We start from the raw sequence: 13,689 nt of genomic DNA, 5'->3' as shown, positions 1-13,689 counted from the left end.
CGGGACTACATCACTTTTGCCATCAGGTCGTTGATGTTTCTCGCTACCAAATATGTGGCGGGATTTTCACCAACGGCCAGAGCCTCAAAATGAGCCTTCCCGCATTTGATTTTTGCACTCTCCTTGTCGCGCAAATCCTCAGCGAAAAGACTGCTCTTCGTTTCCACGACGAAGTAGAGCCTTTCCATGCCATCGACTTCTACAAGCACCGCCCAATCAGGGTTGTAGGTGCCCAGCGGCGTCGGAACACGGAACCATCCCGGTAGCTTCGCATAGACCTTCACCGCGTCGTTCTTCTCCAGGTCCTCGGCAAAACCCTTCTCAACGCCGCCAGAGTCATAGACCACATATTCATAGACGGCCTTGGTCGCAGGCAGCATGTTTTTCAGGTAGCCCGTCAGTTCTTCCTGGTTGAAAAGCTCCTGTGCGTAATAGGCCTCATCGCCGATGCGCTGATACTTGATGCCATCAACGAGGGCCATGCGCTTCGCCCGATTGACGGAGTCGGCAACCAGGTCAATGAACTGCTGCGGATTTTTCAAGAAGTCGTCGAGCCGTTCGCTGTCGGTCAGGATGCGGACAAGACTGCGTCGCGTCAGTTGAGTCCTGTCCTGCAACTCGGTCAGGATGTCGGGCAACTCGATGTCCTGCTCTTCGAGGATGATGGGGGCTGACGATGAGGTTTCGTGGGTGCCCACACCGCCCTTGCCAATGGCCAAATCAGCCTTACGCCATTGCAGGCGGGTTTTGATGACCACAGGTAAATCTTTCACCGCCTGAACGCAGGCGGCAATCAAGGCCTCATTATCGAACTGCACCCGATAGGTTGTCTTGTGTTTGATTCTGTCCCAGAGAGCCTTGAACTCGGCACTCTGCACGACGGCTTGGCGGGTCTGGATTTGCTTGCGGTCGTCGGCGTTCTTGACCGTGAGGCCGCCCGCCAGCTTTTTCAGCAATTCACTGACTTCGGCTTTTTGCGAAGCGAACTCCTCGGGCAGTGTGAACGTCTTGTCCTTCAAGGCCGTGCGAAGGGCATCCTGGACCTTGCCCTTGGCGTCGAGCATTCCAGCCTCTTTCAGATACGTCCAGATGGCCTCGGATTTCGCCACGCCCAGCGGTTTGGCCTCGCCATTGGCGTCGGGCGCGGCAATCGCTGCGAACTGGTGCTTCTCCACGATGCCGAAGCGAATGCCCGTATCGGCCTCGATTTCCTTTTGCAGGTTGAAGGCAAAATCTTCGTAGCTCTCTGTCGCGACGACCGTCAGCGTATTGACCTCAAATCCGCGTTGCCGCTCCCCATTCTGATTGACGCACAGGCGTAGGCCGCGACCGATGGTCTGTCGCCGCTCCCGCTCGGTTCCCATTTCACGCAGCGCACAAATCTGAAACACGTTCGGATTATCCCAGCCCTCCCGCAAGGCCGAGTGCGAAAAGATGAACTTCAGCTTCGTCTCAAAGCCGAGCAACTTCTCCTTGTCCTTCATGATGAGATTGTAGGCCCGCTCCGCATTGTCCCTGCTTGTTTGATTCTTCATTTCTCCATCTGCATCAAGGTCGGGTTGTGCCCATTTTCCTTTCTTGTCGATGGAGAAGTAGCCGTCATGCACGTCCGACGCCTCGTGCGTCAGGTCGATTTCATGGAACAGGGTGCGGAATTTCGGCTTGGCGGCGGCAATCTTGTATTCGGCCTCGAACATCTCGGCGTATTTGCCCTTCACGGGCGCACCGTTGCTGTCGTATTGGCGGTAATGCTCCACCACGTCGATGAAAAACAGCGACAGAATCTTGATGCCAAGCGGGTTGAAACGAAGCTCCTTGTCCAGGTGCTCCTCGATGGTGCGGCGAATCATCTGCCGCTTCACAGCATCCTCATCGACGCCACCAATGGCCCCGCCGATACGCAACGGTTCTTCCTGATTGCTGAGTTGGACGTACTCGTCACCCTTGCGGCAGCCGATGTCCTCCACCAGATAGCCCGAATAGATGGGGCGATTGGTGTATTGCTCCAGGTCGTAACCGGCCTGGACCGTAATCTGGTCACGCGACACAGACGTTCCACGCTGAACATCGACTTCGAGGACAGCACGGATTTTGTTGGACTTGTTGCTGACCGACACCAGCCGAACATAGGCCTTGTTGTGGCCGCCATCGACTGCCGCCGAAGCCACCTCAATCTGCTTCACCAGTTTCCGCTCATACGCATCCACAGCGTCGAGACGATAGACCTGATGATGCTTGTCCGCATGGGTGGCCGAATACCGCAAGGTGCAAAGCGGGTTCATCTTGTCCAGGGCTTCCTTGCCCCGTCCTTCGAGGCCGCCATCAACGCTCTGGGGTTCATCGACGATGATGATGGGACAGGTCGAGCGAATCAGGTCAATCGGCTTCTCGCCGCCGGTCTTCTCGCTGTCCTTGTAGAGGTTGTTCACATCCTGCTTGTTGATGGCACCTACGGTGATAACCATCACCTGGATATTTTGGCTGGTCGCGAAGTTCCTGACCTGTCCCAACTTCGACGAGTCGTACAGGAAAAAATCGAACGGCACGCCCGCATAGAGATTGCGGAAATGCTCCGCCGTGATTTGCAGCGTCTTGTAGACGCCTTCCTTGATGGCGACTGAAGGCACGACAATCACGAACTTGGTGAAGCCGTATCGCTTGTTCAACTCGAAGACGCTACGGATATAGACATAGGTCTTACCCGTCCCCGTTTCCATTTCGACGGTGAAGTCACCAGAGGCCAGCGAGGCCGACGGACGCAGGCCGTTCCGAAGCTGAATCTCGTTGAGGTTGGCGAGCAGTTCATCATCGAGCAGGGTCAATCTGTTGCCGACGCCCAACTCGTTTTGAACCAGGCCGAATTGGCCTTGCGAAAAACTGCCGCCCAAGGGGAGGTCGGCTTGGCCGAGAACCTTCCGCTCGCTCTGGCTGGAAACCGTGAACTCCGTGCGGCAGATTTCCTGGCCACGGAACAGGTCGCACACCGACTCGATGGCCGCGTGCTGGTAATCCAGATTGGATTCAAAGTGCAGTTTCATCACGGCCTCACAGACTGCGAACGTTTTCGAGGCCGTTCTGGGCGAGGATGGCGGCCATGTTGGTCTTGGCAACGTCGCCGTCAAATGCACTGTCGCGGAACACCACGGTTGAATCGCCCGCAGGGGCAAGCTCCTTGTGCCATGACACGATACCAGCCGCGACCGCCTCGATTTCCGTGGCTACCAGTTTTTCGGCCAAGCACAGCATCAGCACGCCGTCGCCGACGGCCTTGACCGACTTGCCAGCCACCGTCCGTGATTCCATCGGAACGCACAAATCGAGGCCAAGCTTCAACAGCAATTCATAGATTACGTCGGCCTCAGTTCTATCTTCCAGCAAATGCTCATGGTGCTCCAACAGCGACGACACAATATTTTCTGGGTTTGGGTTCCATGCACGGATGTTCGATGCATCAAGTTTAAATGCTCTAAATCCTGTATCGCCAGAGAAGAGAGGGTTGTCATCCTTAATTTTCTTTCCAGCCCGACGCATTCGCTCTTTTGTTATCTCTGACAAGTTTCTTGGGCGACCAATAGAATCACAAAATGCTGCGGCAGCTTTCTGGTCTTTATCTTTAATATCAAGAAGCTCTGGTAACTGAACCATGATAAATCGGCGGCTATGTCCATCAATGGCATTTTGTGCCATGACCGATTGACTCGTTGTGGCCGAACCCGCAAAGAAATCCAACACTATATCATTTTTTGATGTTGCGATAAGCACACACGTCCTAATAAGTTCAACCGATTTCGGAAAATCAAACGCAGTTCCGGGTAAAAGTTCCTTTAGAGACCGCTTGCCACTATCACTGGAAAGCTCTCCCCCAATCCAAATTGATTTCGGCTTTGATGTCCGCTCGACTGCTTCTTCGTCGTCATCATCATCAAGGTCATCATCAACTTCAGATTCAAGAGATTTGCTGGGGTCGAGATAAACACGATGCTCAACATCAAGACGTCCTGTGCGCTCAGAACGCTTAGCTTTGAGCCAGTCGAGATGACTCATTACTTTTTCTTTACCCCATCGCCAACGCCCTTCTGCTCCATCGCCCCGGTAGGGATATATTTCAATATCTGTGGCAGAAACCCTTTCCATCGAACACTTATCGGATGTTACATCCCAGTAAATTGGGAAGAACATTTTTGGCCTATCCTCTCGACGGTCAGGGCCACCTCTTTTACGAAGGTCTCTCAACGCATATCTATAGCCGTCCTCATCAGTAAACTTGAATGCAGCCTTTTGTTCATCCGTCAGAGGTAGTCCATTTGATATGAATTTTGGATTTGCGTATATGACGATATATTCATGACAAGCAGCAATATGCTTTTTATCATTTCTACCCTTCATATTAGAAACAACACTGACAGTCGCAACAAAGTTTTCCTCGCCCAATATTTCGTTCGCCAACAATCTCAGATGCTGCAATTCCTTCTCATCAATAGAAATTATTATGGCACCATCTTCACGTAACAGGCTTCTGGCAAGCCTCAATCGCGGGTACATCATATTAAGCCAGTCTGTATGAAAACGACCACTTGACTCCGTATTTGCCGTTAGTCTGTTGCCACCATCAACCTGCCCTGTTATTTCGAGATAGCTTCTAATGCTGTCTTGAAAGTTGTCTGGATAAACGAAGTCCTTGCCCGTGTTGTAAGGCGGGTCGATGTAAATGAGTTTTACCTTCCCCGCATAACTTTTCTGCAAGAGCTTCAACACTTCGAGGTTGTCGCCCTCAATCATCAGATTCTGTGTGGTGTCCCAATCAACGCTTTCATCAGGGCAAGGCCGCAACGTGCCAGTGCTCGGCGTCAAGGCGATTTGCCGTGCCCGACGCTTGCCGTGCCAGTTGAGGCCGTATTTCTCGTCCGCCTCATCGACAGCGCCGCCCAGCAACTGCCGGAGCACGTCAAACTGGACTTTTCCTTCGGCAAACGCCTCGGGAAACAGAGATTTCAGTTGCGACAAATTGTCGGTGACAATGTCTGCGGACTGGGATGCTGGGTCATTGGCGTCGATTTTTTTCATAGCGTGGCTCTCACAAATGTATTCCGTTTAATGCGGATTGGTTCGCGGCCAATTCAGATTCCAGCCGTTTGATATTCATGTTCAGTTCAACGAGTCGGTTCATCTGTTTTTCTTTGACCGCCTGCGTCCGTAGCGCGGATAGCTCGTCGATGATACGTGAATTCCTGGCGATGGATTCTCTCATTTGTCGCGTTTGCTCGGGCGATTCAGGCAAGGAGAATCGGCCCGTTATGCTGGATGCTGCGAGGCCGACGATGCCATCCATCCAGCCTTGATAGAAAGCGAAAAGGTCACGGGTTGGCAATCTGGACAACGCAAGCGAACCGAGAAATGCCTGCGCGGTCGCGGTGGTCACCACATCCTGGGCGATGGGGCTCGTGGTCAGGATTTCATCGATGACGAACTTGCCCGCTTCATTCTGGGCAAACCGCTTGTGTGCCGCCGACACGTTGACACACCGCTTGTCCGCATCGAGGAATGACGACACCAGCAGGACCGGGTAGGGAATCGCCCGATGAATGAGTTCAATCAATCGGGCCGCCTTGGCGTTCTGGCGGAAGACTGCCGTCAAAACGGCGATTTCAAGATATTCACGGTCAGCGTCGCGGAACATGGGGACGCCGATGTTTGTCGGCTTCAGCGCCGCGACCCATTGCAATTCGTCGATGCCGTCTTGAATTTGGCGCTTGTCCGCCGCCGTCGGTGCCCCTTGCTCCACCAGCAGTTTCTTTGGAACTCTCTGCTCGACCTTGGCATCGGCAGGCAATGCCAGTGCATCGAGGAATGCGGCAAAACTCATGCAGCCGCCTCCGACAAAATGGCGAGCCATGCCACCACCTCAAAATCACTGCCGCCCGCAAACTCCCCTTTTTGGGCGTGGGTTCCGCCAGCAGTGAAGAGACTGGCAACCGCCTTCTCCTCCTTCTTGCCAACAACCGATGCGATGGCCTTGGCCAGCAGGCCTTGGGCGCGCCCCATGTCCTTGCCGTCGCGTGTGGCCCTGTCGAATCTGGCACAGGCCGAAGCGTCGGGCATGTCGCGCCCAATGCAGAGCTTTTTCAGACGGTCGAGAATCTGCTTTGGCTGGTTGAAAGGCAACAGCACCGCGCCATCGTCGCCGACATGAACCAGATAGTGTGGAGCCAGCGGATAGCCCGATTCGGCCATATTGGTTCCCGCCTCGCCAACGGCACGCAGGCAAAACACCATACCCGGAGGAATCGCCGCATCGCCCAATTCCGCCGCCGTGGTGACGGCGAACGAACCCAGCGGCAGGGAGTCGAGCATTCCTGGGTGTTCCCGCAAGTGGCCCGCAAGGTCGATGCGGAAATCGTTCAGCGTCAGGTCGGCAATGGAGACGCCGCTGGACAGGTCTTCGAGGTCGATGACTGTGTCTTGCAGCTTCAAGAGTTGCTGGCGGCGGTATTCCAAATCGTTCATCTGATTGCCCGATTGCTGCTCGATGAGGTTTTCCTCACCCGTGGCCGAGATATCGAGCAAGACCATCTTGCCGCTCACCCGCTGTTCGAGATTGATGTATTCCTCCAACTCCATGTTGGGCCAGAAATTGGCAAGCTGGATGCTGGCGTTCGGTGAGCCGATGCGGTCGATTCGTCCGAACCGCTGAATGATGCGAACGGGGTTCCAGTGAATGTCGTAGTTGATGAGGTAGTCGCAGTCTTGCAGGTTCTGGCCTTCCGATATGCAGTCGGTGGCGATGAGCAAATCGATATCGCCCTCGCTGGAAAATTCGGCGGGCCGCTCCTTCGAGCGCGGTGAAAACGCCGTCAGCAGGGAGGCAAGGTCCGTCCGCAACTTGGGCTGATTGGTCTTATTGCTGCCCGCCCCGACAATCACCGCCGAATGCACGCCGAGTTCCTTCTGCGCCCAGCCCGACAGTTCCTGATACAGATACATCGCCGTGTCGGCGAAAGCGGTGAAGATGATGACCTTCTTGTTTTCCGCATTGATGGGCTGGCTGACCTTGTTGGCAATGAGTTTACGAAGCGCCGCCAATTTGGCATCCCGCTCTGCCGATATCTGCTCGGCGGCGGAGAGCAGCGTCGCAAGGCGGTTGCGGTCCTCCTGCAAGTCCTGACGCCAACGCACCCTATCAACGTCCTGCAACAGCACCTTGACCTTGCGGCCCACCAGCAGCGACTCATAGGTGGGGTCGTCGATTTCCACGTCGTCGATGTCCAGTTCCTCGACAGAATCCTCGTGAGCATCAATGCGGGCAAGCAAGGCATCGACGCCGCCGAGTTGCCGCTTCAAGGTCAAGGCAAACGACGCCACGGAACTTTCCATGCGTTTCAGCAGATTGACGCGAATCAGATGCACCAGGCTTTCCTCGCGGTCAGCCTGTCGGAAAAAACTCTGGCCGCCGCGAATGCGGGTGCTGTACTTGGCGTCGTAATCCGCCATTTTGTGCGGCAGGACATACCGCAACGGCGCATAGGGGCTCAGGTTCAGCCGCCGAATCTCGTTGTTGATATCGCGGATGGCCGGAAACTGGCCCGCCAAATCCACATCAGCTTTGATGTTGAGCGGCTTCAAGCGCGTCGGAAAGGTGCCTGTCTCGGCGGTGCCGTAATACTTTTCGATGTGCTTCCGGGAGCGGGCAATGGTCAGCAGGTCGAGCAGCTTGAAATAGTCGAAGCCGAGCATGTCCATTAACCGCGACGGTCTGCGGTCGGCCTCCTCCAGGCGAAGCCAGCGATTGAACTGCAATTGGGCCTGACGAACCGTCGCCTCGATGCTGGGAATGCCATGGCCGTCGAGTGCCCCGTCCGCTCCCTCGGTGAGGAATGCAATCTGGTTTTTGAGGTCAGCGAGCCGATTGTTGACGGGAGTGGCCGAGAGCATCAGCACTCGGGTCTTGACACCTTCGCGAATGATTTGACGCATCAAGCGGTCGTAGCGGCTTTCCCTACCCTGGTGGGTAATCTTGTTTCGGAAATTGTGCGACTCGTCGATGACAACCAAATCATAGTTGCCCCAGTTGATGTGCGACAGGTTGATGTCGCCGGACTGGCCACCCTCGCGAGAAAGGTCGGTGTGATTCAGAACGTCGTAGTGCAGACGGTCGGCGGCGAGTACGTTCCGGCGGTCGTTGGCCTTGTAAATGGTCCAGTTGTCGCGAAGCCGCTTCGGTGCCAGCACCAGCACGCGGTCGTTTCGCAGTTCGTAATATTTGATGATGGCCAAGGCCTCGAAGGTTTTGCCAAGGCCGACACTGTCGGCGATGATGCAGCCGCCGTGGCGTTCCAGTTTGTCGATGGCCCCGACAACGCCGTCCCGCTGGAACTTGTAGAGCTTCTGCCAGACAACGCTGTTCTTGATGCCCGTGGCCGACTTGATGATTTTTTCCTCATCGAGTTCGTCGCCGAGGTCTTTGAACAGGTGGAAAAGCGTCAGGTAGTAGATGAGCGAAGGCCGCCGATGGGCCGACAATTCATGCAACCGCGCAAGCAGGTTGACCTTGGCATCCCCGGTTACAGGCAGACTTGACCATAGGCCGTCGAACCATGAGGCCAACAGCGAACATTCATCGGCATTTTCCGCCGCCTGGATGAGGCTGAGTTGGTGATTCGGCGTAAGGCCCAGTCCGCTGGTGGAAAATGAACTGGTGCCCGTGATGACGCGACTCGGGACGCCTGCGTCGGAACGGACAACCATGGTCGATTGCGGAATGGAACTGCTGGCCTGTTTGATTTCGGCCTTCGTCGCCACCCAGTCAGCGCATTGCTTGGCGAGCCAGCGGATTTGCAGCCGATTGCGAAACGCCCTGTCCGACTCGTTGCCAAGCATTGCCCAGTCGTTGCGGTCAGGTGAGGGCAAGGCCAACCGAGCCTGCTCGACGCCCGCCAAAAGGTCCATCAACTCGGCGAAGGCAAACAGGGAAAACTCGGGGGATGCTATATCCAGTGAGGACTTCGAGTGAAGGCAATGACGCAGTTCGTCGATGACGCGGTCGTTCCCGCTGTTTTTAATGAGACGCAATGCGCCACCCTCCCGTTGCCCAGCATGGCCATCGGCTCGAAAAGCCTATGGTGAAAAAGCGAAGGAGGTCAATGGGGCCTCATTCTGAAATTCTGAAATTCTGAACACATTGTATCGCGTGGAAAAGTACACGCTAGGGTTAATCGCATGTTGCATAATTGCAACGCTACGTCAGCTAAATCCGAAAAACCGCATGTCAATTTTTAAATTAAATTGCCAAAATCGGCACCGGGCGGCGACCATACGTGTGTGGGCAGTTTGAGTAACTCTGGCCACGGATAACAACGCAAGGAGATGCCAATCGAGATGAATTTCAAATTTAAAACACGGGATATGGTTGAGATGTTCACAGATAAAGACGTTGATGATTCGATAATTCAACGGTTCAAGACATTCATCAATGACAACATTGATGCGTATGGTTTCGACCTGATACGAATCATGTGGGATGAGTTTCTGGATGAAAATATTGCAACCAAAATCAGACTGCGTCAGTCCTAAGTGGGGATTTTCCCATTGGTGGCAGACTTAAGCTCTGTCGCCATAAAATTAAATTGACGAAAATTCGCTCACGCGAGAACATTGTAAAATAACAAATAGGAGATGCTATGTACATATCAAGACAAATGTTAGGTTCGAAGTTGAAGGAATGGTGGAATGGAACATACTGGGGTGAGGTTGAAAACGCCATAGAGGTGGATATGCCAACATCTTATTCGTTAATGAATGAAATGAAGGGCGCATATTTTTTCACATCCGACGAAAACATAAGCAGTTATCTGAAAAATTCAGACTCAAAACCATAACAAGATATCAACGATGGTGGCGGCGGGCTCATACCTCGCCGCCACTCCCCACAATGTCCGTTTGCTGGACAATTTTTCCGACACCAGAATTTTCGTAAAGTCGAGAATTAAATTGATTTAGCCGTGAATTTAAGAGAAAATGATAAATAGATATGAACAAGGTCGCACAATAGTTCAATGTGTTTTCGGCGTCCAGTAGTGGACAATAAGTGAAAACCCCCAAGGCGTGCGACCCTTGGGGGTTTTTGTTATTTGAGGATATTTATGAATTACAAAGGTAAGAGCAAAACAATGGCATCAATAAAATTCATTCAAGGAATGCACTTTCGCCGCCCCCTGAATTTACGAAGAGACTTTGTTTCGAAGCGTGACAGTTGGAGAGCCAAGTTAATGGCTCAACTCGTCAATGACCACCCCGAAATGCTCAAGGACGAGCTAGAGAAATTATTTGCAGAAATTGCGGAAAGATATAAAATTAGGAAATTGAACTAAATATTATTACAGCGGTGTTGTTGTTATTAAAGCCTACCAACGCATATATTTAACTTTATACGCATAACGGGTAGTTGAGGTGGGCACCGCCACCAAGTCGAATTGTAAGCAAATCCAAGCCCCATGGGATGCCTTGAGATTGCCGCCGCGACTGTAAACAAAGTGGCACCCTCGCTGACGGCGTAGGAGAAATGACGATGGCTCTGATTAGAAATTATCAACCATCATCAGCAGCAAACTTGTCGATGAATACTATTTTGGACATGGCCGAACGAAATCCACACCAAACACTGCTTGCCATATTGAGCAAGAGTGGGACAGACAGACTTACCCAATCAGTTTAAATTGTTGCTGAACCGTTGTTGTCGTGGAGACAGTTAATCCGGGTTAAAGCAGGTACAGGATAACCGCCTGCATTGTTTCAAACATTGAAAACCGCCCGAACATTGAACCTTGACCGAAGCATACCATGCCGAAGTGAAGAGATTATCCCCCTTGGAATATTTAATTATGTTGAGATATTCCAGGGGGGATAAAACCTATTCCCTTCGCGCCCATACAGGGGAAATATTAATATTATAAAATATGAATTTGTACAGGAGCGAAAGCGATAGGTCGCGAGATAAGCCGAGCGAGCATGCGAGCGACGGCGTTCACAGCGACGCATGCGCTGCCGAGCGAAGCGATGGCAGTCATGCTTAATTTTATCGAGAAAAAATTCCATGAATTAAAAAATAAATAACGAACAGAAAATTTGAATCATTTGATAAATAGCTACACAGGTAGCAATTTGCAAAGGTGATTCGAATGAGGAATTTGAAAGAATTATATGCGGAGTTTTTAGAAATGGGCGCTGTCTATAGCCAGCGCGAATTTAGTAGATTATGGGGCATGGAGCCATCTTGGTTTAGTTCCACGACATCGAGAGGTCGAGAACCAGGAATTTACCCACTTTGTATGTTTCGAATTCAAATAGACAGAATCAAAGCAGACACGGAAATTGCGCTATCAGAAACTGATAATGAAGACGAAGCAGAGGCACTGACTGAGGGCCTTGAAGAGCTAAAAATCATTCGCGATGAAATGGAAAAGGCTATTCTTGAAAAAGCAATGATGCGATTTTCATTTCTTGAGAACAAAACAATACCGAATCCAGTTCAAGCGTCGGCGGAAAGAACGCGATAAACCGACGCGCGGCCAATTCCAAGTCGGGTTGCAATTTCAGTTGCGCCAAGTCCGTCCGCCTTCAGCCGTCGAACTTCGTCCGATTTGAGCATGGCGGAGGGCTTCCGGCCCTTGTACTTCCCCTCACGTTTTGCTTTCTCCACCCCGATTCTCTGTCTCTCAAGCATAATCTCCCTCTCCCATTCGCTGACACCGCTCAATACCGTCAGCATCAATTTGCCGGTCGGCGTCGCTGTATCGATGCCCATTCCCAAAATTCGCAATTCAGCGCCCCTTCCTCGAAGGGTCTCCATAATTCCCAGGAGATGGGAAACGGACCTCGCGAGCCGGTCCAGCCTTGTGACCACGAGGGTGTCCCCTTCACGGGTGAATTCGAGCGCCAGTTCAAGCTGTTCGCGACGAGCGACATCAACCGACGAGACCTGCTCCTGAAAAATCTTTTCGCAACCTGCTGCCGTGAGGTCGCGGACCTGGGCCTCAATACCGGCGACTTGGTCCAAGGTCGAAGTTCGGGCGTAACCGATAATCATAATTCATCCCGCCTCGTCTCAATGAGACCTAAGACTTTAAAGAGAATCGTCCCAAAAGTCAAATTATCACTCTATTGAGACGGAAATGGGGCCTCGGCGAACTGGCCCAATGAACCTCGGTCTATCGAGACGCATCGAAATGTCAGCGCAAAAACTGCTCCCAGGCAGTGTAATTTTTGTGGTATGTTTTCCCCGGCTCGGAATGAGGTGTATGTGGGCAAACTGACGCAGTTCGGAAACGTGATTCTCCGCGTGTATGGCAACGACCACCTGCCGCCTCACTTCCATGTGCTTGCGCCTGATTTCTCGGCTTTGGTCGGAATTTCCCCGGTCGCGATTCTTCGTGGGTCTGTTCCTGCCGATGTTTTCGGCGAAATTTCCGGTTGGGCAGATTCAAACCGTGACCGGCTGATTTCCGAGTGGAATTTGTGCAACCCGCGTTACCCGGTTGTTTGATGGAGGTTCGAGTGCCCGCGTTTCCCGATACCCGCCCGATTCCGCGCATTGCCTCCGTGGCCACCGCACCGAAGACAATTCTGGTTGTCACCTGGGAAGACGGGCACACCGATTCCGTTGACCTCTCGGGATGGATTTCCACGGGGGGCACTCTGCTTTCGCCGCTGCTCAAGACCGCGTTCTTTTCACGGGCCGCTGTGGCGGAATACGGACTGTCGGTCGAGTGGGATGAGGATGGCAATGCGGCGATTGATAGCGTTCATCTTGAAGCTCTCCGTGACCAGCAACGTCCGTTTGAGAGCCGAGAACTGTCTGAATGGCAGCGCCGCATGAAGGTGTCCAATCAAGAGGCCGCCGACCTGCTTGGCGTGAGTCAAAGCACCTGGCTGAACTACAAAGGGGGGAAGTCCAGAATTCCTCGGGCCGTCCAGATTGCTTGTTCGGCAACGGAACGCGACCCCATTTTTTTCGAAGCCTATTATCATCCCAGGTCTGTTGGGCGGCCTGGAAATTCGACACCGGCTTGACGGCTCAACACCGCACATTCGGAACATCCGAAAGGCAGGTTGTATAGCGCGGAGACCGTAATTCCTGCTTCATCTCCCAGGCTTTTTTTGTGCCTTCAGCGGCGAAGTGAATTGAACGGCGACCGTACTGGGCGTGAATCGCATCCAACGCCGCCATGAGGTTCTTCGATTTCGGTTCAGGCCGGTCGAATAGCCCTCGTGGAGCGCATGCATCCGGTTCGAGGAACGGCAGAATTACACCGGCTTTTTTGTAATCACGACCTGGACGGAATAGCCGCTCGACGACTGCTGTAGCAGCCCCGACCAACCTCCGACTATCAGCGGTCCAACCTCCTAATTCAGCGGTCGCGGCACTTTCGTAATCAGACCGAGGAAGAACCCGGTCGCCATTGTCGAATCGGTCTGTCATCAGGAACACGGTGATGTGGCTGGCCACCAGTCCATCGCGGCGCAGTTTCTGGGCTGCTCGGGCAGCATGACTGGCCACAGCTTCTCGAACCGCTGAAAGCTCGGTCACCACTTGGCCAAACGCCCTGGAGACGCAGCAGGATTTTTTGTCCGGAACATTTCGCTCCAGCGGCCAACACGAGATGCCCCGCAATTCCATTGCGGTCCGATGTCCGATGC

General features: G+C 53.1%; 9 protein-coding genes. 3 read left to right on the top strand and 6 right to left on the bottom strand.

Annotation, left to right across the window (positions count from 1 at the left end; translation table 11 throughout):
• Positions 1–5 precede the first annotated feature (5 nt).
• Genes H261_RS00035 through H261_RS00020 form a run of 4 tightly spaced genes read right to left on the bottom strand, consistent with a single transcriptional unit; the run spans position 6 to position 9,066 of the window.
• A complete protein-coding gene (locus H261_RS00035; RefSeq protein ID WP_008612927.1) occupies positions 6–3,038 on the bottom strand; it encodes a type III restriction-modification system endonuclease in 3,033 nt (1,010 codons plus the stop codon).
• Between the two features lie 7 nt (positions 3,039–3,045).
• Positions 3,046–5,064 (bottom strand): site-specific DNA-methyltransferase, encoded by a 2,019-nt coding sequence (locus H261_RS00030; RefSeq protein WP_040475516.1) that lies wholly within the window; start codon positions 5,062–5,064, stop codon positions 3,046–3,048.
• 10 nt (positions 5,065–5,074) lie between these two features.
• On the bottom strand, positions 5,075–5,863 hold the full coding sequence (locus H261_RS00025) for a DUF4391 domain-containing protein (protein ID WP_008612925.1): 789 nt from the start codon (positions 5,861–5,863) through the stop codon (positions 5,075–5,077).
• Positions 5,860–9,066, bottom strand: coding sequence for a helicase-related protein (locus H261_RS00020; RefSeq protein WP_008612924.1), 3,207 nt, complete (start codon positions 9,064–9,066; stop codon positions 5,860–5,862). The genes H261_RS00025 and H261_RS00020 overlap by 4 nt, the downstream gene beginning before the upstream one ends.
• 2,105 nt (positions 9,067–11,171) lie before the next feature.
• On the opposite strand from H261_RS00020, the gene H261_RS24615 reads away from it, so the two are divergent.
• Positions 11,172–11,549 carry a hypothetical protein gene (locus H261_RS24615; RefSeq protein WP_152426599.1) on the top strand — a complete coding sequence of 126 codons (378 nt, stop codon included), beginning with the start codon at positions 11,172–11,174 and terminating at the stop codon, positions 11,547–11,549.
• On the opposite strand, the gene H261_RS00010 is transcribed toward H261_RS24615, so the two are convergent.
• Positions 11,522–12,079, bottom strand: coding sequence for a recombinase family protein (locus H261_RS00010; protein ID WP_008612914.1), 558 nt, complete (start codon positions 12,077–12,079; stop codon positions 11,522–11,524). The genes H261_RS24615 and H261_RS00010 overlap by 28 nt on opposite strands.
• Positions 12,080–12,292: 213 nt before the next feature.
• On the opposite strand from H261_RS00010, the gene H261_RS23700 reads away from it, so the two are divergent.
• Positions 12,293–12,535, top strand: a complete 243-nt coding sequence (locus H261_RS23700; protein ID WP_008612912.1) for a DUF4160 domain-containing protein — start codon at positions 12,293–12,295, stop codon at positions 12,533–12,535.
• An 11-nt stretch (positions 12,536–12,546) separates the two neighbouring features.
• On the top strand, positions 12,547–13,062 hold the full coding sequence (locus H261_RS24610; RefSeq protein ID WP_152426597.1) for a hypothetical protein: 516 nt from the start codon (positions 12,547–12,549) through the stop codon (positions 13,060–13,062).
• Positions 13,063–13,066: 4 nt separating this feature from the next.
• Here the strand turns inward: H261_RS24610 and H261_RS23695 are convergent.
• Positions 13,067–13,689: DUF4113 domain-containing protein (locus H261_RS23695; RefSeq protein WP_008612907.1), on the bottom strand; the 623-nt coding region annotated here is incomplete at its 5' end.

Origin of the sequence: Paramagnetospirillum caucaseum (assembly GCF_000342045.1) — a bacterium.
Taxonomy (GTDB): domain Bacteria; phylum Pseudomonadota; class Alphaproteobacteria; order Rhodospirillales; family Magnetospirillaceae; genus Phaeospirillum; species Phaeospirillum caucaseum.
The sequence above is the reverse complement of the archived record's forward strand: the minus strand, read 5'-3'. Positions and strand labels throughout refer to the sequence as shown.

Bases quoted from the DNA above. Each gene is read 5' to 3' on its own strand.
- H261_RS00035 (WP_008612927.1), bottom strand. From the start codon at position 3,038: ATGAAACTGCACTTTGAATCCAATCTGGATTACCAGCACGCGGCCATC.
- H261_RS00030 (WP_040475516.1), bottom strand. From the start codon at position 5,064: ATGAAAAAAATCGACGCCAATGACCCAGCATCCCAGTCCGCAGACATT.
- H261_RS00025 (WP_008612925.1), bottom strand. From the start codon at position 5,863: ATGAGTTTTGCCGCATTCCTCGATGCACTGGCATTGCCTGCCGATGCC.
- H261_RS24615 (WP_152426599.1), top strand. From the start codon at position 11,172: ATGAGGAATTTGAAAGAATTATATGCGGAGTTTTTAGAAATGGGCGCT.
- H261_RS00010 (WP_008612914.1), bottom strand. From the start codon at position 12,079: ATGATTATCGGTTACGCCCGAACTTCGACCTTGGACCAAGTCGCCGGT.